The sequence below is a fragment of the Psychrobacter namhaensis genome (genome assembly GCF_016107545.1).
GTDB lineage: Bacteria > Pseudomonadota > Gammaproteobacteria > Pseudomonadales > Moraxellaceae > Psychrobacter > Psychrobacter namhaensis.
This window is the reverse complement of record NZ_JABASS010000020.1, coordinates 1-25,470: the sequence shown is the minus strand read 5'-3', so window position 1 is coordinate 25,470 and position 25,470 is coordinate 1. Positions and strand designations below refer to the sequence as shown.

At 40.7% G+C, this 25,470-nt stretch carries 20 protein-coding genes and 1 pseudogene; 13 read left to right on the top strand and 8 right to left on the bottom strand.

What is annotated here, in order from left to right; all coding sequences use genetic code 11:
- Window positions 1-20: 20 nt before the first annotated feature.
- The 3 genes from JFC06_RS11625 to JFC06_RS11620 all read left to right on the top strand — a co-directional run bounded on the left by JFC06_RS11625 (window position 21) and on the right by JFC06_RS11620 (window position 3,378).
- Window positions 21-1,022 carry a DNA-binding protein gene (locus tag JFC06_RS11625; RefSeq protein WP_114701934.1) on the top strand — a complete coding sequence of 334 codons (1,002 nt, stop codon included), beginning with the start codon at window positions 21-23 and terminating at the stop codon, window positions 1,020-1,022.
- A 1,043-nt stretch (window positions 1,023-2,065) separates the two neighbouring features.
- The gene (locus JFC06_RS12290) at window positions 2,066-2,206 is read left to right on the top strand and encodes a hypothetical protein (RefSeq protein ID WP_156410079.1); all 141 of its coding nucleotides are present in this window, start codon (window positions 2,066-2,068) and stop codon (window positions 2,204-2,206) included.
- A 245-nt stretch (window positions 2,207-2,451) separates the two neighbouring features.
- On the top strand, window positions 2,452-3,378 hold the full coding sequence (locus JFC06_RS11620; protein ID WP_114701933.1) for a cation diffusion facilitator family transporter: 927 nt from the start codon (window positions 2,452-2,454) through the stop codon (window positions 3,376-3,378).
- Between the two features lie 186 nt (window positions 3,379-3,564).
- Here JFC06_RS11620 and lnt read toward each other — a convergent pair whose 3' ends face one another.
- A complete protein-coding gene (lnt, locus tag JFC06_RS11615) occupies window positions 3,565-5,133 on the bottom strand; it encodes an apolipoprotein N-acyltransferase (RefSeq protein WP_068039556.1) in 1,569 nt (522 codons plus the stop codon).
- A 239-nt stretch (window positions 5,134-5,372) separates the two neighbouring features.
- Between lnt and JFC06_RS11610 the strand changes: the two genes are divergently transcribed.
- Both JFC06_RS11610 and JFC06_RS11605 read left to right on the top strand, forming a co-directional pair.
- Window positions 5,373-6,017 carry a DUF411 domain-containing protein gene (locus JFC06_RS11610; protein WP_082787298.1) on the top strand — a complete coding sequence of 215 codons (645 nt, stop codon included), beginning with the start codon at window positions 5,373-5,375 and terminating at the stop codon, window positions 6,015-6,017.
- Between the two features lie 796 nt (window positions 6,018-6,813).
- Window positions 6,814-7,536, top strand: a complete 723-nt coding sequence (locus JFC06_RS11605) for a CHAP domain-containing protein (RefSeq protein WP_057758750.1) — start codon at window positions 6,814-6,816, stop codon at window positions 7,534-7,536.
- 147 nt (window positions 7,537-7,683) lie between these two features.
- On the opposite strand, the gene cadR is transcribed toward JFC06_RS11605, so the two are convergent.
- On the bottom strand, window positions 7,684-8,094 hold the full coding sequence (gene cadR, locus JFC06_RS11600) for a Cd(II)/Pb(II)-responsive transcriptional regulator (protein WP_007394845.1): 411 nt from the start codon (window positions 8,092-8,094) through the stop codon (window positions 7,684-7,686).
- Between the two features lie 142 nt (window positions 8,095-8,236).
- Between cadR and JFC06_RS11595 the strand changes: the two genes are divergently transcribed.
- From JFC06_RS11595 to JFC06_RS12480, 8 genes are all read left to right on the top strand, one after another.
- Window positions 8,237-10,438, top strand: coding sequence for a heavy metal translocating P-type ATPase (locus tag JFC06_RS11595; RefSeq protein WP_102083145.1), 2,202 nt, complete (start codon window positions 8,237-8,239; stop codon window positions 10,436-10,438).
- Window positions 10,439-10,559: 121 nt separating this feature from the next.
- On the top strand, window positions 10,560-12,608 hold the full coding sequence (locus tag JFC06_RS11590; protein ID WP_114701930.1) for a heme lyase CcmF/NrfE family subunit: 2,049 nt from the start codon (window positions 10,560-10,562) through the stop codon (window positions 12,606-12,608).
- Window positions 12,609-13,271: a DsbE family thiol:disulfide interchange protein gene (locus JFC06_RS11585; RefSeq protein WP_114701929.1), complete on the top strand. Its 663-nt coding sequence runs from the start codon at window positions 12,609-12,611 to the stop codon at window positions 13,269-13,271.
- Window positions 13,272-13,354: 83 nt separating this feature from the next.
- Window positions 13,355-13,837 carry a cytochrome c-type biogenesis protein gene (locus tag JFC06_RS11580; protein ID WP_371532842.1) on the top strand — a complete coding sequence of 161 codons (483 nt, stop codon included), beginning with the start codon at window positions 13,355-13,357 and terminating at the stop codon, window positions 13,835-13,837.
- Window positions 13,834-15,114 carry a c-type cytochrome biogenesis protein CcmI gene (gene ccmI, locus JFC06_RS11575; protein ID WP_114701928.1) on the top strand — a complete coding sequence of 427 codons (1,281 nt, stop codon included), beginning with the start codon at window positions 13,834-13,836 and terminating at the stop codon, window positions 15,112-15,114. Before JFC06_RS11580 ends, ccmI begins: the two co-directional genes overlap by 4 nt.
- Before the next feature lie 141 nt (window positions 15,115-15,255).
- Complete coding sequence (gene lspA / locus JFC06_RS11570; protein ID WP_114701927.1) at window positions 15,256-15,963, top strand: signal peptidase II; 708 nt, start codon at window positions 15,256-15,258, stop codon at window positions 15,961-15,963.
- A 275-nt stretch (window positions 15,964-16,238) separates the two neighbouring features.
- The gene (locus tag JFC06_RS11565) at window positions 16,239-16,571 is read left to right on the top strand and encodes a DUF3817 domain-containing protein (protein WP_131603940.1); all 333 of its coding nucleotides are present in this window, start codon (window positions 16,239-16,241) and stop codon (window positions 16,569-16,571) included.
- Window positions 16,572-17,257: 686 nt separating this feature from the next.
- Window positions 17,258-17,638: a hypothetical protein gene (locus JFC06_RS12480; RefSeq protein WP_265088201.1), complete on the top strand. Its 381-nt coding sequence runs from the start codon at window positions 17,258-17,260 to the stop codon at window positions 17,636-17,638.
- A 202-nt stretch (window positions 17,639-17,840) separates the two neighbouring features.
- On the opposite strand, the gene JFC06_RS11555 is transcribed toward JFC06_RS12480, so the two are convergent.
- The 6 genes and pseudogenes from JFC06_RS11555 to parA all read right to left on the bottom strand — a co-directional run bounded on the left by JFC06_RS11555 (window position 17,841) and on the right by parA (window position 25,401).
- Window positions 17,841-19,424: a Fic family protein gene (locus JFC06_RS11555; protein WP_114701979.1), complete on the bottom strand. Its 1,584-nt coding sequence runs from the start codon at window positions 19,422-19,424 to the stop codon at window positions 17,841-17,843.
- Window positions 19,425-19,588: 164 nt separating this feature from the next.
- Complete coding sequence (locus JFC06_RS11550) at window positions 19,589-20,185, bottom strand: recombinase family protein (protein ID WP_114701980.1); 597 nt, start codon at window positions 20,183-20,185, stop codon at window positions 19,589-19,591.
- Between the two features lie 271 nt (window positions 20,186-20,456).
- The gene (locus JFC06_RS11545) at window positions 20,457-23,540 is read right to left on the bottom strand and encodes a TrlF family AAA-like ATPase (protein WP_114701981.1); all 3,084 of its coding nucleotides are present in this window, start codon (window positions 23,538-23,540) and stop codon (window positions 20,457-20,459) included.
- Window positions 23,541-23,619: 79 nt separating this feature from the next.
- A pseudogene (locus tag JFC06_RS11540) lies at window positions 23,620-24,399 on the bottom strand (type I restriction endonuclease subunit R, EcoR124 family); the annotation flags it as partial.
- Window positions 24,400-24,549: 150 nt separating this feature from the next.
- Window positions 24,550-24,759 carry a plasmid partition protein ParG gene (locus tag JFC06_RS11535; protein WP_162799539.1) on the bottom strand — a complete coding sequence of 70 codons (210 nt, stop codon included), beginning with the start codon at window positions 24,757-24,759 and terminating at the stop codon, window positions 24,550-24,552.
- Between the two features lie 3 nt (window positions 24,760-24,762).
- Window positions 24,763-25,401 (bottom strand): ParA family partition ATPase, encoded by a 639-nt coding sequence (parA, locus tag JFC06_RS11530; protein WP_114701984.1) that lies wholly within the window; start codon window positions 25,399-25,401, stop codon window positions 24,763-24,765.
- Window positions 25,402-25,470 lie beyond the last annotated feature (69 nt).

Sequence of the window (25,470 nt, the reverse complement as noted above, 5' to 3'; positions counted from 1 at the left end):
CAAAATTAAGGACAATAATTATGGCCATTACTACACAGCAAATTCATGCTATTGCTGATCAACTGCACGAACAAGGTATCAAACCTACTTTAGCCGAAGTGCGTAAGGCGCTGGGTGGTGGATCATTCACGACCATCAGTGAAGCTATGAAGTCTTGGCGTCAGGATAACCAACAAGAAGAGCAGCTAAGACAGGTTGAGCTACCAAGTGGTATCACTGAACGCTTACAAACGCTTGGTGCGGATATGTGGCAGACGGCCATTGATATTGCCAATGATCGTCTGGTTAAAGAACGGGAGGCTCTAGAGAGTATTAAGGCCAAGTCGCAAGCTGAGACAGATGAGGCTCAAGAAGCGGTTAAGACCCTAGAGAGTGAGCAGGCTGATTTGTTAGAACAGCTCGATGAGGTCACAGCAACTGCAGAGGCAACGGCTATCACCGCGGCTCAAGTGACTGCTGAACGGGATGTGCTGACACAGACACTCAGCGATACTCAGCACCAGCTAGAACTTGAACGAGCTAAAACAGTGGCAGCTCAGGCCCAACTTGGTGACCTGCGTAGCAGTTTTGATCAGCAATCAAAAGAGCTGAGTGCCAACATATCGAAGGTGGCCACGCTTGAAGCCACTGCTAATAGCGATAAAGCAGAGATCGCGCGTCTGCAAACAGAACTGACAGCAACTAAGGATGAGCTAAAGACAGTCGTTATTGAGCGCAACGAGATAACGAATCTTACAGCAGAAGTGAAAGGAGAGTTAAAGGCCATAATCGCTGAACGTGATAAGTTATCAGGGATTAATGAGCAGCTTACTCAAAAGCAAGCTAAGATTGAAGCAGATCATCAGCTACTGATTAAGCAACACGACACGTTAAATCATGAGAGAACTTTGCTTAGTACTGAGCACACTGCATTGAGTGAGCAGTATGATGAGCTTTCAATTAACTATCAATCAGAACAGGAAAAGAGTAGCTCATTGACTGCAGAGATTGAAAAGATGCGAGAGACAATTAACAATAAATAAGTCAATCCCGTTCTATTCACACTAAGCTTATGAATCCACCATGACAATATCGACTCACTGAATAAATGATGGTTGTATAATAAATATTCTAAATTTTTCTCTGAACTCTCATAGTATATAGCCTAGTGGGCTATATACTACTTAAATTAGCCTAAGTGAATTTATGCTGATTTTGGAGCCTTGAGCAGATTTCAAGGAACACTCACCCTAAAGCAATTATGAGTATAATAAAAATACTCACAAACACTTTAGTGCATTCCTTGAATTTGATGTGATTAGTCATGCCGACTTCATCGCCCATCGCGTCATCAAGACCGTATCACTGTATCAAGCTACGGCTGTTATGATTACGGCTGATAGCACCGCCTAGACACGCTCATAACCGCTACTGTGCTGTCATACGCTAGCAAGGGCGTTCGCCCAATATACCGCTACGATATGCACAAGTAACCACTCATTGCGTTGCTCTGATCCTTTGTCTAGTCACCCCTGTAGGGAGCTCACCCTTATGTCAAACGCAGTCGTCACCGAGGCCTGCCACCCATTTGACGGGTAACGGGTACAGAGAGAGCAGCACGAAAATGTAACGAGCGAACAAGCAGTTTTTAAAATGTATAGCAAATAGAGTTGATATGAAAGCAGATTTTGGATAAAATGCACCTATACGGGCATTTAATGCTGTTCAAATAACGCAGTCTGTGTGCTTATTTGTTCGTTACAGGGTGCGTCAACACACTGTAACCGTTATCTACATTTAAAACTAAATGCCTCTGGGAGTCAACTCCCAGAGGCATTTTTTTATTTGTCATACAGATTAGGTTTTTAATATCTGATTCTTCGTTAGATTGCTTAGGCTTTTCTTGTCGTCATTTAGCGTAAGCATTTCAATTATTTTGAAGTTAGCACTTAGTACATCCTCACAAGACGTTAAGTTTCTGACAATACTGGGATAGTTTACTATGAAGACCGGCTTAGTCGTCAGATGCAAGGTTTTACACGCGCTGTTAAGAAGCGGTAAATCATCTTTCTGAGAGAATACGATAATGAAAAGACAAACCTACACTCCTGAGATTAAAGAACGCGCCGTTCGTATGCTGATTGAAGCATTAAACGATTACACCTTTATGTGGTCATGTCATAAAAAGCACACTAATGAAACTATACTAACCAACATTCAAGACTAAGCTACACATACTAAAGAGCTTGAACATGAGAACAAGAAGCTTACGTAAGCCAGTTAGATTACAGTAAAATCCGCTTTTTTCGCCCAAGGAGAGATAGGACACACAATCAAGTTGTGGCTCAGTTTATTGATAAAAATAAGTGGGTCTACGGTATTAGAGCAATATTGACTGTGCAATATAGAAAATATGCAATAAACTTATTTTCTACCTTTAATAAAATGCAGCAACCTAAACAAGGGTAAATTATGAGTAATTCAGATAACCACAGTCATCAAGCTCCAGACCCTAAAAATATGAATAAAGCTTTTTATATTGGGATTGGTCTAAATTCTGCATTTACGCTCATCGAGTTTATAGTGGGCTACTCAACTAATTCATTAGCTTTAATCGCAGACGCTAGCCACAACTTAAGTGATGTTGCCAGTTTAATAATCTCGTTAATTGGAATGAAATTAGCACAGAAAGCATCTACTACGCTTTATACCTATGGCTACAAAAAAGCTTCTATAATGGCGTCTCTTATTAACGCCATATTGTTAGTTACAATCGTTATAGGTATTGCGTATGAGGCCTTGGGTCGATTTGATACGATACCGGAAGTTGCAGGAAAAGTTATTATTATTACAGCTCTAATAGGTGTATTTATAAATACTGTTTCTGCTTTTGCATTCTACAAAGGTCAAAAAGACGATATTAATGTCAAAGGTGCTTTCTTGCATCTAATGGTAGATGCATTGGTCTCTGTAGGTGTCGTTATCTCGGGCATTATTATTTACTATACAAGTTGGAATATCGTTGATCCTCTAGTTAGCTTGATTATTTCAGTCGTTATACTGTTATCGACTTGGGGTCTACTAAAAGAGAGTATCAAGCTTGCTATCGACGGAGTACCTCAAAATGTTGATCTCAGTAAAATCACTGCTATCTTAGAGAGCTATAATTTTATTCAAAACTTTCATCATTTACATATCTGGGCTTTGAGTACCACTGAGAATGCTCTTACAGTTCATATTGTACCGAAGACCGATATAACGTTTGAAGAGACTATTACTATGAAAGAAAACATCAAGGAAGATTTGGCGCATCAGAATATACAACATGCAACTATTGAATTTGGTACTAAGGCAGATGACAATCAAAAATCGCGTGCATTAAATGAAAGTATCAACTAAAAGATGATAGACCGTATATAGCTATCTCTTTTTAAGTATGAGGCGCGTGCCTTATGTCAACATAATTTTTTCAATCAGTTCTTATGTGATCAATAGTTTAAAACTTTTATATTTACGTGCGTTAGGACGTTACCTAGAAAAAATAAAAAACTTACGCTGATTAAATTATTATGATTAAGTTTACTATTACCCTCGTCTTCTAAGTGTGGTTAGACCTTTGCCAAAATAGCTTATTAGTAATAACAGGGTTATTATTATCAAGATAGGATAATTTCCCATAAGCATAAAGGGCGTGTTACCAACCCGTGCCTGTATCTCACCACGTAGTACAGTACGCTCAAACTGCGGTGCGCGTTTTACAATACGACCTTTATGGTTAATGATAGCGGTAACACCAGTATTGGTCGCTCGAATAAACCAGCGCCCGTTCTCAAGCGCGCGCATTTGTACCATTTGCAAATGTTGCAATGGTCCTGCTGAAGTGCCAAACCAGGCATCGTTAGAGACGGTCAACAAAAAGTCAGTATCGATGGCATTTTTACGCGTGGTATCTGGATAAGCTACCTCATAACAGATAGCCGTCCCTATATTGTGTTCACGCACCTTTAGCGGTGACTGCTGATCACTACCACGACTATAGCTCTTAATATCCTGACTACCGGCCAAACTTGGGAAAATATCGAGCACGCCTTCAAATGGAATATACTCTCCAAAAGGCACTAGACGCTGCTTCTTGTATAGGCCTTCCGCTTCTACACCTCGAGCAATCACGCTATTGTAAAATGGGGGATACTTATCCGTACTGGCATTGAATGCCGCTTTATCCTTATAAGGGATACCAGTTATCCATGTCGTATTGGTCGCATTGGCCATTTCTATCATTTCACTAATAAAGCCCGCAGCCTCATCCTGAAACATCGGAATAGATGATTCAGGCCACACCACCACATCACGTCCCCACTCAGTGCGCGTTAACTTCGCATAAATCTTTAGCGTTTCTACTTGATATTGCGTCAGCCACTTTATATCTTGTGAAATATTACCTTGAATCAATGACACTGACAGATCAGGTGTGCCCTTAGGTTTTGTCCATTGCGGATTGACCAGCCATAATGATGTGCTAATGGCTAATAACAGTACAGAAACGACGGCATAACTACTGCGTCGAAGCAGTAGCTCTACTAAACTTGCAGCCAATAGTATGGCAACAAAAGAGACGGCAAAAACACCAGCAACGGGTGCTAAGGACGATAACCAATACTCTTCAGTAAATGCATAACCAACAAACAGCCACGGAAAGCCTGTGAATAACCAAGTTTTTAACCATTCTTGTAGCACCCAAAGAGCAGCAAATGAAAAGGGTTGTTTGCCTACCATACGGTTAAAGACTAGTGCTAAAAATCCATGAAACAGTCCCATACCGAGACCCATCAATCCAATCATAATCAATGCGAGCCACGTTGGAGTATCGCTATAATCATGGATGGCAGTATAGAGCCAAAAGCCGCCGACGCACCATAGCCCCATACCGTAAGCTTCACCGATAATAAAAGCGCGACGACCACTCATATTTGGTACCAACAGCGCATATAAAATCGCTGGTGACACTATTGCTAGCGGCCAGAACCCATGAGGCGCTAGCGCAAATAAAAAAATAGCCCCTGCAAGCCATGCTGCTACTAGCGTAAACCATAGCGGTAATTGATTTGAGTGAGTACTCAAACGCTTTTGTAGATTAATAGTAGACAGGCGCATCGCAAATTATCCAAAATTATGAGTTTTGAATTTTTAGTCAAAATCCAAAACTCGGATAGACCTGTTAATACTACAGGCAGCATTTCAAAATGAAAACTGCTTATGATACCAGTCCGCACTGCTCAATGGATAAATTTACGTACTCCGTTTGATGGGTTATTATGCTACATTACCAAACGATATGAAGTGTTACTTGACCTTCTATAGCTCACAATATCTACAGTACATGAGAGAGCACTATGACCCCCTTAAAAATAAAATCCAGTCTTATATTCAATCGTTATCTGTCTAAGGGGTTGCGTAGTACGTTAGTATTACTTGCCGCCTCATCACTATTTGCTTGTAGCCAACCGAGTAGTGGCGTATCTGATGCAAGCACAACATCGGCATCAACTGAAGATGTAGTGACTGTTCCGAAGACAGCTGAACCAAACGTTATAAATACTCCTATGATGACATCAGTAAGTAAACCAGACCTACTAAAAAACGTCTCAGCCACTGTCTATAAAGATGCCAATTGCGGCTGCTGTAAAGAATGGATAAGTCATGCAGAAGATAATGGTCTAAGTGCAACCGCGCAAGATGTTGCGGACTTAGCCGTATTTAAAGAGCGCTACAGCGTTCCAAATGAAATGCGTTCTTGCCATACTGTAGTCACTACTGATGGTTACGTCTTTGAAGGTCATGTACCCGCTAAATATATGGCGCAGTTTTTAGAAAATCCGCCAGTACAAGCTATGGGTCTTGCCGTACCTGGCATGCCTGTTGGTAGCCCGGGTATGGAGTATCAAAATAAATTCATGCCCTATCAGGTTATGCAACTCAATAAAGACGGGACGACCCAAGTTTATGCTGATATTGAATCGGTAGAGCAGCAATTATAGTGTGTTAGCAGTTAAGAATACTTTGATTATAGTGTTAGCGTTAAAAGCGAATGAAGCAAGTATAAGACTGTTCTATTGCTTATAAAATGATTCTTCATCAAAAAATTCATTAGCTATTGCGACTTTAAAATTAAAAATAACTTTGAATTTGTAACTTTTGATGACAATGTAAGCGGATTTATCGGTTATTAACCCTTAAAATAGATAAATAACTAAGGGTTAATACAAGAATATACAGGATGTATCGAAACAATTACGTAATATTACATAAGCCAGTAGGGAATTAACATCTATATTAATATTATAAATTATTATATTATCTTAATAATTAGTTAGACCCTATATAGGGTAATTACTTCATCCAATAGAAAAACGTCTGAGGGTTAAATCTAAATTATAGATTTAACCCTCAGACGTTTTTTTGCTTATAAAACAGTAGAAATTGTGGTCAATCTAGTCAGCTATATTCTGTACATGTTACACAAACTTACATTGTAAAATGTGGGATATTAGCAATTTTTTCGACATCAAAAAAGTATTTTTGGGGTTTTTAAGGGGGATGACAGGCTAAACAGCCTATGCTAAAGTCGGCTTTGTGTTTTGGTCAGCAGCTTGATTTGTAACAGCTTCGTAAGACTTCAATGAGCTGTGATCGCCAATAATCATTTTTTATATGAATAATATGCAGCAGAAGTATCAGTCACTATGACATATATATACTTGAGTTATTGAGATTTAATTGACTGCGCTGTTGTTGATAACAGACGATTTTGAATTAACCGTAGGTATTAGATTTATGAAACAGGCTTTATTGATTTTGTCAGTACTGGGTATGGGCATAGCACAAACGAGTGGTGCTGCTATCACAATCTCTCAAACAAATAATACCATCACCAATACTTCTGTGGCATCAAACTACGGTTCATCAAAAAACATCTATAGCACCAAAAGTGGTGCTTATGTTTCTAATAATGATGAAATTAGTCAAGCAATTAGCAACCTAAGTGCGCAGGCCAAGCAAAAAGAGAATCAGCTTTCATCATTAAACAGCCGCTTATACGCTGAAAAACAACAGCAGCAAGTCAATAAGGTTCCTGACAGCAATTCAGCCCCCGCTATCGCTGCTGCTCGCGCCTCAAAAGTGGCTTTATCTGGCAGCTCTGGATATTGTGCCCGTTACGTACGTAAAGCACTACAATCAGCTGGTTATGAATTTACACCCAATCCTTCAGCCTATCAGTACGCCACTCGTGGCACGCTTGATAAAGCAGGTTTTAGCAAAATCAGTAATGATATGCCAACCCAAGTAGGTGATGTTATTGTCTATGATCGCTCATCAAAGCGCCCGCATGGCCATATCCAAATATTTGATGGCGAAAATTGGATTTCTGATTTCCGTCAGAACAGCATCAGCCCATACAGTGGTGTCTATGCTTATACGACATGGCGCGATTCAAAATACGTGGATGACGCATCCGCATCAGATCGTAATATCTACCTTGCTATGAATGATAAATAAGACTTTCTAAGTCAGCACAACATAGTTGTTATTTCCTCCAACCCAGTAGTGATCTTAATATCATTGCTGGGTTTTTTTGTGCTTAACATCAGGGCGTATTTAACCTTTCATGATTTGATCCGTCAGAAATGAACACTACTGATATCATTACTCATGACAGGAGTTATCGACAAGCGCGTTTAAAATGCCACATGATGACGCTGGTGCACTACTTGCACATTTCTGGCGCAAAACGGTCAAGTGATGCTTTAAGTGCATCAGTTCTTCCATTCGTATTTCCACAGCATGAATGTGCTCATCTAGCAAGTTATTCACATCGCCGCAGTCCTTGTCAGGCGACTCCCAGTATTCAAGTAAGATTCGCACATCATCTAAAGCCATATCGAGCGTACGGCAATGTAGGATAAATTGTAGACGCTCAATGTGCTCTTCATTATATAAACGATAATTCCCTTCGCTACGAAAAGGCTCGGGTAATAAACGCTCTTTTTCATAATAGCGAATGGTTTCTACTGTGGCACCTGTGCGTTTAGCGAGCTCACCAATTTTGATTGTCATAACAACCTCTATGATTTAAATAATTAAAGTGGCTGTAAAGACTAGCGCTAGAGAAATTAAAATTACGAAACTGTAGATAAATAACCTTGACTCTAAAGCCACTATAGGGTTCATAATATCATTATTCAAAGGGTAAATTATTATGAAATATCATATTGAAGGTATGGACTGTGCCAGTTGCATCGGCAAGATTGAAACAGCTTTGAAACGTATGCCTGGGGTTTCTGATGTTCAGCTGAATTTCGCTACAGAAACGCTAGAGCTAAATTTAGCCCCTGGTGCGCCGACTCAGGCTAGTGATATCGAAAAAACAATCAAAAGCCTAGGGTTCGGCATCTCTGCCAATACTGGTCAACAAACTGTATCGGCTATTGATATTGACAGCGACAATCAGATGGCTCCGCAGGATAAGCAATGGTGGCAAACTCAAAAAGGCAAACAGGTTGTTGGCCTCGGTATTTTGATGGGCAGCGCTTATGCACTGTCACTACTGTTGCCCGCTTATGGGATATGGGTGTTTGCCATCGCTGTGATTGTAGGCGTTTTTCCATTTGCGCGCAAAGCCTTAGCACTGGCTAAAACAGGTTCATTCTTTTCAATTGAAACGCTGATGTCCGTCGCCGTGCTTGGCGCACTTATCATTGGTGAAGCTGAAGAGGCCGCAGCAGTTGTCTTTTTGTTCTCAATCGGTGAACTGTTTGAGAGTATCGCTGCTGATCGCGCTCGCGCTGGCATCAGAGCCTTATCATCGCTGGTTCCGAAAAGTGCAATTTTACTTGATGCTCAAGGTGGGCAGCGTAACGTTCCAGCGACTTCATTACAAGTGAATGACCTTGTGCTGGTGCGTCCTGGAGATAGGGTATCTGCTGATGGTTCCATTGTTCAAGGTGCGTCCAGCCTTGATGATTCGCCCGTGACGGGAGAGTCTGTTCCTGTTGCCAAGACGATGGGTGACAATGTATTTGCAGGGTCAATTAACATCGATGGTGTGCTCCAAGTGCGCGTAGAAAAGACAGCCGCCGATAACACCATTTCGCGCATTATTGAGCTGGTAGAGCAAGCCCAAGCCTCCAAAGCACCCACTGCCCGTTTTATTGAGAAATTCAGTCGCTATTACACACCGGCAGTGATGGCTATTGCCGCACTAATTATTATCATTCCACCGTTAGCCATGGGTGGAGATTGGTCGACTTGGTTGTATCGCGGTCTAGCACTGTTGCTGATTGCCTGTCCCTGTGCTCTTGTACTATCAACACCCGCTGCCATCGCCTCTGGTCTTGCTGTTGGTGCGCGCCGTGGCTTGCTGATCAAAGGCGGTAGTGCTTTAGAAACTATCGGCCAAGTGAAGACGGTCGCTTTTGACAAGACAGGCACTTTAACTGAAGGCAAACCACGCGTGACCGATGTTGTTGCCTTTACACAAGAGGACTCAAGTATTCAAGGTCAGAATTCTCAAGGTCAAGATGAGATATTGGCACTTTTTGCCAGTGTGGAGACTGGTTCTAGTCACCCACTTGCTGAAGCCATTGTCAGCCATGCTGAAGCCGCTAAAGTTGTTATACCTGTGGCTTCCAAAGCTTCTGCTACTGCGGGTAAAGCGGTACACGCAACTGTCGCGGAGCGCGCGCTAGCTATCGGTTCGCCTGTTTACGCAGCCGATGAGGCATTGATTTCATCCACACAACAGGCGCAAATTGAGGCGCTGCAAAATGAGGGTAAGACCGTCTCTGTTCTTTTCGATGAGCAAAACCGTGAAGTGCTTGGATTAATCGCGCTAAGAGACGAATTACGAGACGACGCTCATGAAGGTGTGGCTCAGCTCAAAGCGATGGGTGTGCGCTCCGTCATGCTAACAGGCGACAACCGCTTAACCGCTCAAGCACTTGCCAGTAATTTAGACGTGGAATGGGAAGCTGAGCTGTTGCCTGAGGACAAACTGCGCCTGCTTAACGAGATGAAGAACAACCGCAAAATAGCGATGGTTGGTGATGGTATTAACGATGCGCCAGCGCTAGCAACTGCCGATGTTGGCATCGCGATGGGTGGTGGTACCGATGTGGCCATTGAGACGGCCGATATCGCATTATTAAAAAGTCGTGTTACGGATATGGCTCATCTCATCGCACTTTCACGTGCCACCATGCGCAACATTCATCAGAACGTCATTTTCGCTTTGGGTCTCAAAGGCGTCTTTCTGATCACGACCGTATTCGGCATTACTGGACTATGGATTGCGGTTCTAGCTGATGCTGGAGCAACAGTGCTCGTTACTCTTAATGCGTTACGTTTACTGCGCTTTAAGGGAGCGCCTCCACTGGTAAATCCGCCTAAAGTAGTTAAATAAAACCCTTCGAAATCAATTAAAAACTAGAGATAGCAGCAGATTTCGGGGGTGGGTTCTAATAATAAAAATTCCACCGCCACAGTAAACTGCAACCGCATTAGAGTAAATAAGGTTAGACCGTATGTTGATTACAGAATTGGGCTATTTTGCCTTGCTTACCGCTTTTGTATTGGCGTTATTGCAGGTAATTCTGCCAACTATTGGTGTTATTCATAACCAAGTTGCTTGGCAACGACTAGCCCCTAGCTTAGCTTGGGCACAGTTTGCCGCCATGATAACGTCATTTGGCGCTTTGATAGCAGGTTTTTATTATAATGATTTTAGCCTCAGTTACGTCGCGCAGCATTCCAATACGCTGTTGCCTTGGTACTATAAGTTATCGGCGACATGGGGCGGACACGAGGGCTCTTTGCTGCTATGGATGACCATCATGGCCACATGGTGTGCACTGGTATCATACTTTAGTCGCGGCTTGCCGTTATCAATGCGTGCGCGGGTATTAGTTATTTTGGCCGGTGTACAGTTAATGATGCTAACGATGCTGATATTTACCTCGTCACCGTTTGAGCGTACCTTACCCAATCTAGCGGTCGATGGCGCTGATTTAAATCCTGTCCTACAAGATTTCGGTCTGATTATTCATCCGCCCATGTTATATATGGGCTATGTGGGTATGGTAGTACCTTTTGCATTTTGTATGGCGGCATTGTGGGAAGGGCGTTTAGATGCTGCTTGGACACGCTGGTCACGTCCATGGGCGCTCGCGGCTTGGGGGTTTTTGACCATTGGTATTGCACTGGGCTCGTGGTGGGCCTACTACGAGCTTGGCTGGGGCGGTTGGTGGTTTTGGGATCCGGTAGAGAATGCCTCGTTTATGCCTTGGCTTGTCGGCTTAGCATTGCTGCATTCATTAGCAGTCACTGAAAAGCGCGGGGTGTTTAAAGCATGGACCATTATGCTGGCTATTTTCGCCTTTGCCTTAAGCTTGCTTGGCACGTTCCTGGTACGCTCTGGAGTCCTTACCTCAGTGCATTCGTTTGCCGCTGATCCGACGCGTGGTTTGGTTATCTTAGCTATTCTTGGCATTATCATCGGTAGTGGTCTATTAATGTTTGCCGTTCGAGGTTGGCGTTTAACCGTTGAAAGTCAATATCAGCTGATTTCACGTGAGTCCTTTTTAGTGATCAACAACGCCATCATTTTGATTGCAACCTTAGTGGTGCTGCTCGGCACCCTTTACCCTATTATCGCTGATGCCTTTGGTTTAGGACAAGTGTCCGTTGGCCCTCCTTATTTTAATGCATTATTTGTACCTTTAACGTGGCTGTTATTAATAGCTATGGGTATGGGCTCAAATATTCGCTGGAAAAAAGACACCCGTCCACTACTGGGTATAGGCATGGTCATCGCCGTTAGTAGCTTAGTATTAGCTGCCATTATTACTTACTTTGTTAATCCATCGTCTATGCTTAATATTGGTGTGACTTTAGCCGTTAGCTTTTGGGCACTGCTATGGATGGCAGTTGATTTTAAAGATAAAACTAAGAATGCGCCTAATCTTTTTAACGGTTTGCGGCAGTTGCGTCTGAGCTATTGGGGTCAACAGACTGCTCATATTGGCGTATTGGTTGCTGTCATTGGCATAGCCTTTACTAGTAGCCTGAGTATTGAGCGTGACGTAGCAATGGGTATTGGCGATACAGTCAATGTTCAAGGTTACGATTTTGAAGTAACTGAATTTTTTGAAATAAAGGGTAGTAACTTTGATGCAACGCAAGCGCAAGTCGTGGTATCCAAAGACGGTCGTGAAGTGGCGAAACTGACTCCAGAAAAGCGTACTTATATTATCAGCACGATGCCAACGACTGAAGCCGCTATTGACCCCAGTCTTATGCGCGATGTTTATGTCGCACTGGGCGAACCTATTGCCGATGGTAGTAACCAATGGGCATTAAGGATTTATGTAAAACCATTAATTCGCTGGATTTGGTTAGGGGCAATTATCATGGCTCTAGGTGGATTAATTAGTATGCTTGATAAACGATACCGCATCAAAAAAGTTAAAGCTCCGTTGCTAGTTACTGGTAGTTTGGCTACTGATGGAGTCAATGAGGTAGCTATTGAGCAGGCAATCTCAGCATCGACGATGTCGACACTAAAGGAGAAATAAATGACTATGTCGAATAACACTCCTGAGCAAAAAGATAGCCAAAACAGTAAGCAGCGTAACCCAAAGGCAATGAAAAAAAAGCAGATGAAGCTATGGTTCTTAATTCCGCTTATCCTCTTTTTTGGTTTGGTAGTTATATTGTACATGCGCTTAGGTAAACCAACAGACATTGTGACCAATACCGCTCTTGAGCGTCCGGTTCCTGCCTTTGAGCTGCCGTTATTAGCAGATACTACCCGTACTATCACCAATAATAATTTGCCAGATAAGCCGTTTTTACTTAATGTTTGGGGCTCGTGGTGCCCAACTTGCATTATTGAGCATCCGTTTTTAATGCAACTAGAAGAGCGCGGCATTGATATCGTTGGTGTGAATTATAAGGATGAGATTGGTAATGCGCTCAGTTACTTAAACCAAGGCGGTGATCCATTTTCTATGTCTATTCAGGATTCATTGGGTCAGTTTGCTCTAGACTTAGGCATAACTGGTGCGCCCGAAACCTTTGTTGTGGATGGAGATGGCATCATTCGTCAGCATATTGTTGGTGAGATTAATGAAGCCAATTGGCAACAGCGTGTTAAGCCGTGCCTGACCGTACTTAATGAGGCTAATAAGAACAACGATAGTCCTGATCTCATTCAGGTTGAGGAGATGTGCAAATGAACGTTACTCGAATAAGAGCTCCTCAAATAAAACTCAATATAATTTTAAAACTAGCAAGCTTAATACTAGCGTGTCTGCTTAACATGACGGCAAACGCAGCTATTGACGTATACGATTTTGATTCACCACAGCAAGAAGCTCAGTATCGTGGATTAATAGAAGAGTTTCGCTGCCCAAAATGCCAAAATCAAAACCTTGCAGCCTCTGATGCACCGATTGCACAGGATCTAAAGCAAAAAGTCTATGATTTAATTAAAGATAGACGTAGTGATGCTGAAATACGCGCCTATATGCAAGAGCGCTACGGTGACTTTATTAGCTACAAGCCGCCTATGCGACCATCGACATGGATCCTATGGTTTTTTCCACCACTATTATTGCTCGTCTTAATTGTTGGTTGGTTTTGGCAAAGTAAACGCCGCCAAGTTGTCGCCCGTGGCCAAAACGGCGTTACAGTGAACAGTACTGCTGCCTTGACCTCTGCGGAAAAGGCTGAGCTTGATCGTCTATTATCGCAAGCTGAGAATGTCGACCACGATATTACTAGCATAGAGGACAAAAAATGACTCTATTTTCTACTTTTGGCTTATTTGTAGCTCTAAGCTTGCTGATTGCTCTTATATTTGCGCTAATTGCTATTATGCCATGGCTACGAGCACCGCGTTTGCAGTCCAAACCAATAGACAATCAACTGCTAGATATTAATGTTGCAGTATTTCGCGAACGTTTAGCTGAGCTACAAACAGATAAAGACAGCGGTACTATTAATAATAGCCATTATCAAAATCAAAAGCTGGAACTGGAGCGTCAGCTATTAGATGCGCAGCGTCAGATAACACCTATGGTCACCCCTGATGTCAAAAGCCGTTTAATTGTCGCAGCTTGGATCCCAATATTGGCTGCAATGGCGTACTTACTAATAGGCAATCGTACGCCCGTGTTTGATTTGTGGACAAGCGAGGACAAAGTAGGACAAGTGGCTGATGACCTATTGACGGCTAAGATTGATAAGCCACCAAAGTGGGCGACTGAAAACGGTCGTCAGTTGATTAGCGCTATGCAGACCAACGTCCATCGTAACGCTGATGATCCTAATCGCTGGATGCGCCTATCTGAACTTTTCTTATCGATGGAGGCGACTGACTCTGCGTTAGAAGCCTTATCGCGTGCCTATCGTTTAGCACCTGATAACGAGGAGATTGCTACTACTTATGCTCAGACTAGTTTTTTTGTTAATGAAGGTCAGTTAGACGCCAATATTCGCCGTCTATTACAAGCTATATTAGCTAAGAATCCGCAGCATGAACGGGCTCAAATGCTCATGGCAATGGGTGAGACTCGTAGTAGTAACTTTGCCCAAGCGCAAGGTTGGATTAAACGCTTACAAGGCAGCATTGTGGCCAAACCAGGTGATCATACTAAAGCTTTAGCAAGCTTAGATGAGTTAAGCAACTACGTTAGCACGCAAGAAAAGCAAGCGCTAGAAGGTATTGACGTGACAGTGAAAATTAACGCTAATTTATTACCGTTAGTGAAAGCTGATGATGTGTTGTTTGTTGCGATACGTGACGTTAAAGGAGGTCCACCGTTTGCCGCCAAACGTTTACCCATTAGTATTATCAAGCAAGGTGAGGCTAGTATCCGCTTAAGTAATCTTGATGCGATGATGCCAGATCGCACGTTAAATTCAGCTCGTAGTGACAAAACTCAGTTAGCAGTCGTTGCTCGTATTAGTCATAGCGGTAATGCCATAGCAGAATCAGGCGACTTATCGGGTAATCCTATAATGATTAGCGTTGAACAGACTCAGGTTAATGTTGAAATCAATCAACAGATTCCCTAATAAAAAATTATTACCGTAAGTTTCATAAAACCAGAGCGGTAAGTGGAGCCGTTTATGAAAGTGGCGCGATTAATAATTGTATACCAAAAACATATACGTTTAACATTGTTCATTGTATAAACATAGATAAAGAAAACAACTATGACTGAATCTACCGACAGATTAGATAGTACTAAATTGAATAGCGTTGAATCGGCTAGTACTAATATTGCTGACAATAAAGTACCTATAGCTGTGAGTAGTACTCATCAATCGATTGACTCTAAAACCATGAATCATACGCCTAAAGCTATGTACGTGACTTCAGGCAACTCAATAACACCTAAAGGTAAGTTGGACAAAATGCCAAAAATGGTTGCCAATGGCAGTCGCGCTTTTATCTGGTATTTGTTGGCGATAATGGTATTAATACTTGATCAATGGACTAAGTGGTTGGCCCAAACCACATTAGCGTTCAATGACCCCGTACCGGTCATTGAACCATTTCTCAACTGGACACTCGCTTATAACTATGGGGCAGCATTTAGCTTTTTAGCCGACGCTGGCGGTTGGCAGAAATGGTTTTTCTCAGGCTTAGCTTTTGTAATGGCTATCTTTTTAACGGTTTATTTAATCAAAGCGCCACGTGCAGCCAAGCTATTATCTATGGGGTTGGCCTTAATGCTTGGTGGTGCGATTGGCAACTTAATCGATCGTTTAAGAATTGGTAAAGTGGTTGACTTTATCCATGTGCATTATGCTGATGTATGGAATTATCCTATTTTCAATGTTGCAGATATAGGTGTCTGTGTCGGTGTCGCATTGATTATAATTGACATGATATTTTTAGAAAGTAAGCGTAATAAATAAGCACATTGATGCCGATTATCACAAACAAAATGAACTAGCGTCGTAGTCACTCTATACGGAAACATACTTTTTATACTTGAGTATGTTTATAAAATGTGAACTGGAAGATAATGTATGACTGGTATAGGTACTCACTCATTTTAGGTCTTAAAACTCAATACTTAAAAGCTCTGCGTAGAGCCATTATTATAGAGACATTGAATAATCCATAAATTCTTTATTGATCATAACAAAAGGAAAATACAGTGTCACAGGCTCAGCCAACTATTGAAAAAATTCACAGCCTTAGAAAAAAACAAGAGACAGCGTTAAAAAGTCTTACCCTTATAGGCTATCTAGAAGGCACCTCTTTCTTATTATTGCTCTTCATCGCCATGCCACTAAAATATATGATGGACATTCCAGAAGGTGTGAAATACATCGGTATGGCACACGGTATGTTGTTTATTACCTATATCATAATACTTATAGGCTCAGCTATCAAAATGAAAATGCCTCTTTGGGCAATACCTGCGGGCGTACTCGGCTCACTCTTACCTTTTGGCCCATTTATATTCGATCATTTACTAAAAAAGAACTTGCAGGAAAATGTAAGTAAAGAAGCCTAGAACAAGCTCTGCTACAAATGCCACAAACGTATCTTATTACTCAAGATTATTTTTCCTAACTAAATCACAAGCCGCCATCACTCATCATGGCGACAAATGAATAACATTGAGCAGAAATTAATCACAATAAAACTTTAATTCAGACCAAGTATGAATAGCCTCACACTCCAGTTACTTTTCGAACTTATCTTACATACTATCGACAAACCCGTCTTGTTTAAAAGCTAAACAGGTTTTGTCATTCGCGATGGCTTTCCTGTTATCGTAGGGTATACCCCAAGGGAACCATCTAAAAGGCATCAAAAACCGATTAATAGACGACTTAAAATAGACTGCTGTAATGGAACTACTTATAACAGACTATTGTACGTGTTTATGTTTATCAGAGCGTGTCTACGAGCGTCTACCAAAGAATAAGATGCCAAGCGTACCAAAAACGAGCTTATACAGTTTGCTACTGATCATGATCACAAAATTGCCGCCTTCTATGTCGAAAACGAATCAGGCGCAACTTTAATACGTCCACAGTTAATGTAAGTGATCGATGATGCCTATGAAGGCGATATAATTTTGGTAGAGCAGATTGACCGCTTAGCACGTTTAAACCAAGCTGATTGGGATACTCTCAAAAGAATGCTATTAGAAAAGAATCTGGGGTAGTATCAAAAGAGCTACCGACCTCATATATGACGCCTCAATCTGAGAGCAGCACTGAATTTATGAGCAGCGTATTACAGTCCATTAATTCGATGATGCTTGATATGCTCGCTGCTATTGCTAGAAAGGACTATAAAGATCGACATAACCGTCAGGTGCAAGGTATTGCTCATGCTAAGACAGAAGGTAAATATTTAGGGCGTAGGAAAGATACCGAAAAGCGTAAGATTATTGCTAGCCTCCTAAAATCTGGGCATAGCTATTCTGAAATACAAGCTACAGCTAAGTGTTCGCGTCAGCTGATAGCTGTTATAGCTAAACAAATACTCAAATACTCAAATACTCAAATACTCAAATACTCAAATACTCAAATTTTAGGAGCTGTAATAATTCTTGTCAAACAAAAGTAATCTGTTATCAAAGTTCCTTTAACATATTCTATTTTTAGTAGTTTATTAGCTTGAATAGGGTCAAGAAAAATATTGATTACTTTTCAGGCTACGGTATTTTCGCCGAATCGTTTTACAAACGAATCATCATTGGAACGATAATATTGAGACTAGCTTGAGCTTGATTATCAAGGCAGACTTTCCTGCGTATAGCAGGGTTCGTCTAACTATTCAAACCATCTGCTTCATCTTTAAAGGTCTCTACAACGATAGAGAAAATATCGTCCCAAACCTCATCATTTGCCAAAAACGGATAATCCTTCAGTAGCTTATTACTTTTAGCACCCTTATTTTGTAGCATGCTGCGAATGATTCTATCGGCATAGCTGTTGGGCATCTCAACAATCTCTTTTATCGCCAGTCGTGCATGGTCATGCTTTCTTAGGTACTGTGACTCGTTATGCATCTCTTTTTCAATAACATGAGCAATCAGTCCTGATAAGTACTGAACGTGAGGCGTTAGATCCATGAAGCGCCATGCAGGTTGAATCAGGTGAGTATTTCCAAAATTTAAGTTTGAGCGAATACCATCAGGGTAGGTAACTGCCTGTTTATCAAAGCTGTAATGATCACGGATTTGCTTCATGAGCGGCACAGAGACACGGTCTAAAATCTTATCATAGGCATGCCGGTCTGAGGGATGCTCGGCAATGGCTTGTGATATAGGTAGGATAATCGGCTCATGAATGACCTGGTCTCGCCTGAGGACGTCATTAATTAAAAAGCGATGTACACGGCCATTGCCATCCGCCAGCGGATGAATATATACAAAGGCAAAGGAGGCAACCGCACTACGCATCAGTGCTGATTGTCCCTCAGTCTTTTCCATAAATACCTGTAATCCTTCTAACTTATCAGCAATGTCATCAGCTGGTGGAGCAATATAATGCACAATTTCTTTAAAGCCATTGACCTGAGTATGCGACACAAAAACTGGTGATTGACGGACACCATACTGCTGGATAACCGTTTTGCTACCGAGTATCTCTTGTTGCAACTCTGCTAGTGATTCAGGATCAAGCGGAATGTCACCGGTGCCGGTACGCCGTGCCATCACATCGGCAAAACGTTCAATGCGTTTTAACTCTTTTCCCTCACCTTCTATAGTAAAGCTGGCTTTACTCTCTCGTAGGGTCATCCATACGGAGGCGCGCATCAGTAAGTCTTGCCCAAATTCATCGTTAAGTTTGTCAACCATTGTGGCAATATCGAGTGCAGCTGCTTGCGTAAAGGCCTCTGTTTTTACCAGCATCGGACAGAAATGACGGGTTCCTGCTAGATTGTCATTGATACGCCAGCGAGCGTTCTTGATGACCTGCGAAGGACTTGAAGTAACCAACTTCTTGGTATCCAAAGCATCCACATAGTTACCGCCTATATTACTCGGTACCTCTAAATGCTTATCCATGAGCCACTCATACAAGAAAGCCATTCTACGGGCATAGCTGCCTGTCGGCTCAGCGTTTACCCATGCTTGCACGTCATTTGCCCCTATCTGCTCAAATAGACGAACCAGTAACTCTAAATTCAGTACTTCATGACGCATGTGAAACTGTAAGTGCGCAATGATAGTGTCCAGTGGACGTGCGGTTTCCTGATAAGCGTTATGAATGACGTCACCGTCTTTATAGGTTTGTCTGCGCCCACCGATACTACTGCTGACATATAAAGGCGAAACCAGCTCTATGCTGGCATAACGGACAAGCCATGCTGCGCCAATAGGATCTGAGATAGGGGTATTCATCATGAGTGGCTCAAGCGATTATAGATAAGCCATTTTGCGCAAAAACAATTATGAATGCAATATAATGATTATTATAAAGCCTTATTGCATTAAAACGATTTTCTTATGACGTTGCGATGCCTTTAAATCAAGACCAAAGGTCACGTTGAGTCGATATTTAAAATACCTCAGCTATTGACCTGCTTTAAGACACGATAAACGGTAGCTACGCCAACACCAACCGCCTTAGCGATCTCTTCTTTTGTCATATTGTTTTGACTAGCCAATGCTTTAATACGATTGTGTTTTGCGGTATTGGCTTTCTTACCAGTGGGTTTATAGCCACTGTTGGCCAATCCTTGTTTAATGCGCTCTCTACGCTTGTCATTATCAAGCTTTGCCATGGTCGCTAATAAATCGATCAGCATATCGTTAATCACTTTTAGGATCTCACCTGTCATACCGTCACTCATCGTATGTGTGGTTGGTAGATCAGCCACCACCAATCGTAAGCCCTTATCTTTAATACGCTGCTTTAGAATCGAAAAATCATCTTGAGATAGTCTGCTTAATCTATCCACGCTTTCAACCAATAAAATATCGCCTTGCTCGGCGTCCTTTAGCAACTTAGCTAAGATTGGTCTATCGAGCTTTGTACCACTGAAGTGCTCAACGTAATCAACATAGCTATCACCATAGCGGCTACTGAAGGCAACCAAATCTATTAATGCTCTAGTAGCGTCTTGATCCTTAGTGCTGGCTCTCACATAAATACGAACGGTCATAATACCTCTTTGTATCAGTTAGACTTAATAATTGATGTTCATTGATAATAGCAAGATATTACTATCATTTAATATCAAATAAAAGTCAAATGATAGATAGGTTATCGTTTAGAAGTTTTATGTTTTGGGTATAGGTTAATGATAGGCTGACTAAGGTGATAAAACCACCTTAGTCTAATTCTAGGTAGGTTGTTAGCTTCTACATAGTTGATTTAGATAATCGGTCTTTTAGACGTACATTCATAAAACAGGTATATATTAGTGTAATGCCCTACATATATTTTATTTTTCGGTTGTCAAAAGCTATTATAGTCCCTTCTAATACATCAACAGCTTTATTATTAATTATGCTGCACTCTATGGCTCCTGAAATATAACTAATATCATTGCTGTTTGAACGAGAAAATTCACAATGAATTATTTGTTCTGCATCACAAACTATCGCTAAATTAGGGTTATGAGTAACCATAATTATTTGTCTCTTTTGCTTTGCTTCAGTTAACACAGGTACGAGTAAGCTAACTATTGTTTCGTTATCCAAGTTTTCTTCTGGTTGATCTAAGATTATAGGATTATTGTCTTTATCAACCAGGAGGTAGAAGATCAAAAGTAGAGCGCCTCTTTGTCCTGGTGAAAGCTGTTCTATTTGTGCATCCTGAAACATCAAAGTATATTGAGGTTTTAGATACTCTAGCCCAAATATGAAATCATAGACTTCATTAGCATTACGATCTTTCTTTAGTAAAGATTGTATGCCTGGTAGTTTTGAAGCTTCCTCAAGCCTCCCATGTAGTTCTTGAACTAAATTTATAAGAGAAGGTTTAGAACTTATATCATGCTTATCCATTAATTCTCTTAGTACCGCTAAGCTTTCACTCTCCCCTCTAAAATCACCGGCAGTTTGTTTAACCATTAAAAACAATCTATCGTAGATCATATCTAGGTTGCTTTTTAATTCTGACTGAAACTGCAGCTTATATTCGTTGCGTATTAGAGAATTACTTTGAATTAATTCTTGAACAGGTTTGAATAGAGCCTCCCTGCTGATACGTTGTTCATCTAGAATATCAAAAATTTGTGCGGTGATTGAAATTCTTTGGGTTTGCAACTCATCTCTTTCAATTGGCAAATCATTTAATTTTTCGAGCTGATGCTCCAATCCCAGTATTGTCTCAGGTAGGTCGTTTGATCCGACTATTCCAGCCTGTTTTTCTTCCCAAGTATTTAATAATTCTAGGTACTGCTGATAAGCCTGCTGTGGTCCATTTAATCTTGTATTTAAAGCGTTTCGTCTTAAAATTAAAATGTTTTTATTGATATCAAGATTTGCATCACTAGCTTTAATTCTTGTAATTTCAGTAGAAATATTAGTATCTGTTTCTGACAATATCAGCTCATGTACTTCTAACGAAAGCAAGCTTTCTAGAGTTAAATCTAAAGTTACCGCATCAACCAAATGATCACTTCTAAACTGACTCAGAGATCTTTCAACAACCTCAATTCCTTCTTTTATATTTAAATAAGACTTCTTCTTTGAAGCCAACTTAGTCAGCTTAATCTTATTTTCTTCTTGTTGTATATAGATAGCTTCTAATTGCCGATTTACATCTGTTAATTCGGCAGAGACTTGCTGTTGTTCTGCAGAAGACTCGATGGTTGGTTCAGAGACTTCCTCAGGTTTAGCCTTTGAATGCTCTTCAAGCAACCTATTCTTTTGAGTCAATTTCTCGCTAATCGTATTACGAGTTACGTCTGACATCTGTCCTTCAATATATGATATCTGATGATTGATCTTATGTAACACGCTTCTTAAACTATCAAAATTACTCCTCAGCGCACTTTCTTGTTGTTCGATAAGTTGTTCAAAATTATGGGCGCCTAGCCTAGTAGTTTCATTAGCATGAGAGAAAATAACAGCCCTCAATTCCTGTTCAAAAGAATTGGATTTACCGTCGACATGATCGTTACATAGCTCTTCAAAGTGTCCTTGAGGTATATACTTAACAAACTCAACATGTTCAATTTCTGGATCATCATTTAGGTTTTTTTCTAAAACTTGTTCATCTCCCCACATCAATTTTGCAATGAAATGTTTTGCAGGTACACCCACTTTGCCTCTGAAACGGTTTTTCTTTAAGAAAGAGAAATGATGACTTTGTTTTGAGTTGCCTACTAACGCAATAATATCTGCTAGTGCGCTTTTACCACTTCCTTTATTACCAATAATAGCAACCAAATCATTGTTTAACGTTAGTTTAGTATTTTCTAACCAGCGTTCATTAAATGCCGACAATGGAACTTTTGTCACCTCTAGCTTATCTATGAATATACTTCTATTTTCTCTTATCAACTTTAATTTGGGGGGCACTGCACCTATAAAAGAGCGTTTTGCAGGCTCTTTTATTGCTTGTTGTAATCCTTGGAAAGTTGGATTAGCTTTTATCCAAGTAGCTTTTCCTGAAGGGTAATCACCATATCCTCGTTGATCATCATTTCCTTGAATACCAATGAACCGATGCGCATCACTGCCAGAAACAGCTAGTCTTGGAGTATTATTTAATGCTATTTGGAAGTCATCAAACCACCGCTCATTTTTAGTGGTCTTAATACCAGAAAAAGCCTCCCAAATGCTAATATTTCTAGTCTCGAATATTGGCGAAGTTTTGAATAATCCTAAAACGTATACATAATGAGCATTACGCTCTATTCCAGTTAAACCATCACTAGTATCAAAAGGCATAAAACCTATAGCTTGTTTATTTTTTACTTTTGTTATGGCTTCCTTGTAACTTTCACAATTCAATTCAGCCATTATTGAACCAGCTTCTAGAGCATAATTTGTATGATCTAATACCCTAGATATATCTATGCCATGATGCCTTAACTTATCTTCAGGAACCGAACGAGCATAATCAATAAGAGCATCATTAGATAAATTTCTACATCCATCTCCTGGGAACTCTAGCTTCAAATTAGCTTTAAAATCTATGAGCTCTTGGTCTTTAATATTGTCAGAGAAAATTACATGTGCGTTTAATCTTCCTCCTTTTAGGGGTGACATTAGACGTAATTCTATACCAGGAAAAACTGTTTTTTCTAACTTTGGAGCATCGTCCTGCTTCAATCGATGCTTTAAAGCAAACCAACCATCAAAAGTCCAATAATCCATTATTGCAAATACTGCTGGTTCTGCTGAATTGAGTGCATTTATCATCTGATCAACTAATGGCGCATTTCTAGGATCACAAGGATCACTATTGAACTTCTGCCCAGTCCAATGAAACGATGCTGGCGTATGTATATGCAGATCCCATTTTCGCCATTCAGATCCATTAGGGTATTCACTGTTAATCATTAATACTTCCTATTTTTTAATGAACTATCTAGAATTCTCGATAAACATGATTTATTTGCAGAGCTTTCTATTGATTTAGCTAAACCTTCCCACCCACACCTTTAAACTTCTCAACGAAAGCTGCTATTTTCTGCAGAACACTTTGCTTCTTGGTCAGATACTGCGGGTTGAGAGGGTTTAGTTTAGGCAAGATAGCATTCAACTCTGTACCGTTCTCACTGGCGTACTCACGCTTTAGAGAAGCGGTAATATAACGCTTAGCAGCATCTTCATTCAGATTCTCAGCCGCAATCATATCTTTGACTTCACGTTGCTGCTCTACCTGAGCATAGCTAAAGAAGGCATCGATAATGCTGGATTTGTCAGGGATATTATCCAAGTTAGTTTGATTGATAAAATCTACCACCAAGCTTTCTTTGGCTCGGTTGCCAAGGCTTGCTCGAATCAAACGACGTACTTCTTCAACCAAAGCAGACTTGTCCTTGGTGTTTTTATTATGCTCAAAAATTAGCTCAAGGATATAATCTAGATTGATCTCCTGTGATTTGAGCAAGTCTATTTCAAAGACAACCTCATCCCAATCAATCGAAGACTCATCTTGCTGGTCACCCGCCTTTTCACGACGTAGCCAATCGCGTATATCGTTATAGGTTGAGCGATAATCTTGTACGGTACGTTCAGCAGGCACTTTAATAGTTTGCATAGCGGCTATCTCATCATCGTTTAGGTAATGCTCATCCTTAAACGTCTCAACAGCGTCAGCATCGGTCACATCCAAGTCTTGCAGTGCTTTTAGGCTTGCAAACTCATCATAGTTTTGTAATATATTCTCGACACGTAAATACTCCCCGAATAACAGAGATAAGACTCCTTCATCATCTGCTACCACACCATCGACCATATACAGATCTATATCTGTTTTAAAACTTGATAAAGCCATTTTATGACTTTCAATAAACATTTAGCATGATCCTTTATTCTGAGCTACTTTATTTGTAACTTACAGAAACTACCGTTCAACTATTTTCTCATCAATCATTTCAGTTAATAGCTCAGTCACTGTCTTTCGGTTATCAAGCGCAAACTTTTTGAATGCAATATACTTATCTTTGTCAATGTTAAAGTTTACTCGTGCCGTTTTTTGAGGACTATCGGTCACGTCTGACAAAGATAACTCATCTTTTACCTTCTTACTGGGACGACCTGCTGCTAAGCTCATCATTTACTCCTTATCAAAAAATGTTTTAACTTCATTAACCAATACCGTCATTTCTTGTACTGCATTACTGTTCACTGACTCAGTATCAAATACGGTCTTGCCTAATGCTGCGCTATTTGGATAACTTACACGCTGCATAATTCTACTATCTAACACAGGTAGACCGTACTCTAGTAAAACTGAAGCCACTTCCTTACCAATATTAGTATTCTGGATTGCCCTAGACACTACAAAGGCTGCTTTTAGTTTACCGTCAGTCATCTCTATACGCTGCTTTACTAAGTCTACTAAATCGCTAGTCGCCCAAACATCGTATGGGCTAGGCTGTACAGGAATTAATACAAAATCAGCTGCTTTAATTGCAGATAAAGCCAAACTAGTTGCTTGTGGTGAACCATCAATCACAACATACTCTTTATCAGAGACATTTTTTAGATCTTTATCAAGCGTAGGTCTATCGAGACCTATCACTGGTACTGGATTATCTTCATCTACAGCTCGCCAATCACGTGCACTGCCCTGCTGGTCACTATCTACTAGCAATACACTATGTCCTTGCAGCTGCAAGCCACGAGCTAATTGAGTGGCAATAGTTGTCTTGCCACTGCCTCCTTTTTGATTCAACACAGCAATGACTTTCATAGAGCAATCCTAATTTTGAGTATTTGAGTATTTGAGTATTTGAGTATTTGAGTATTTGAGTATTTGAGT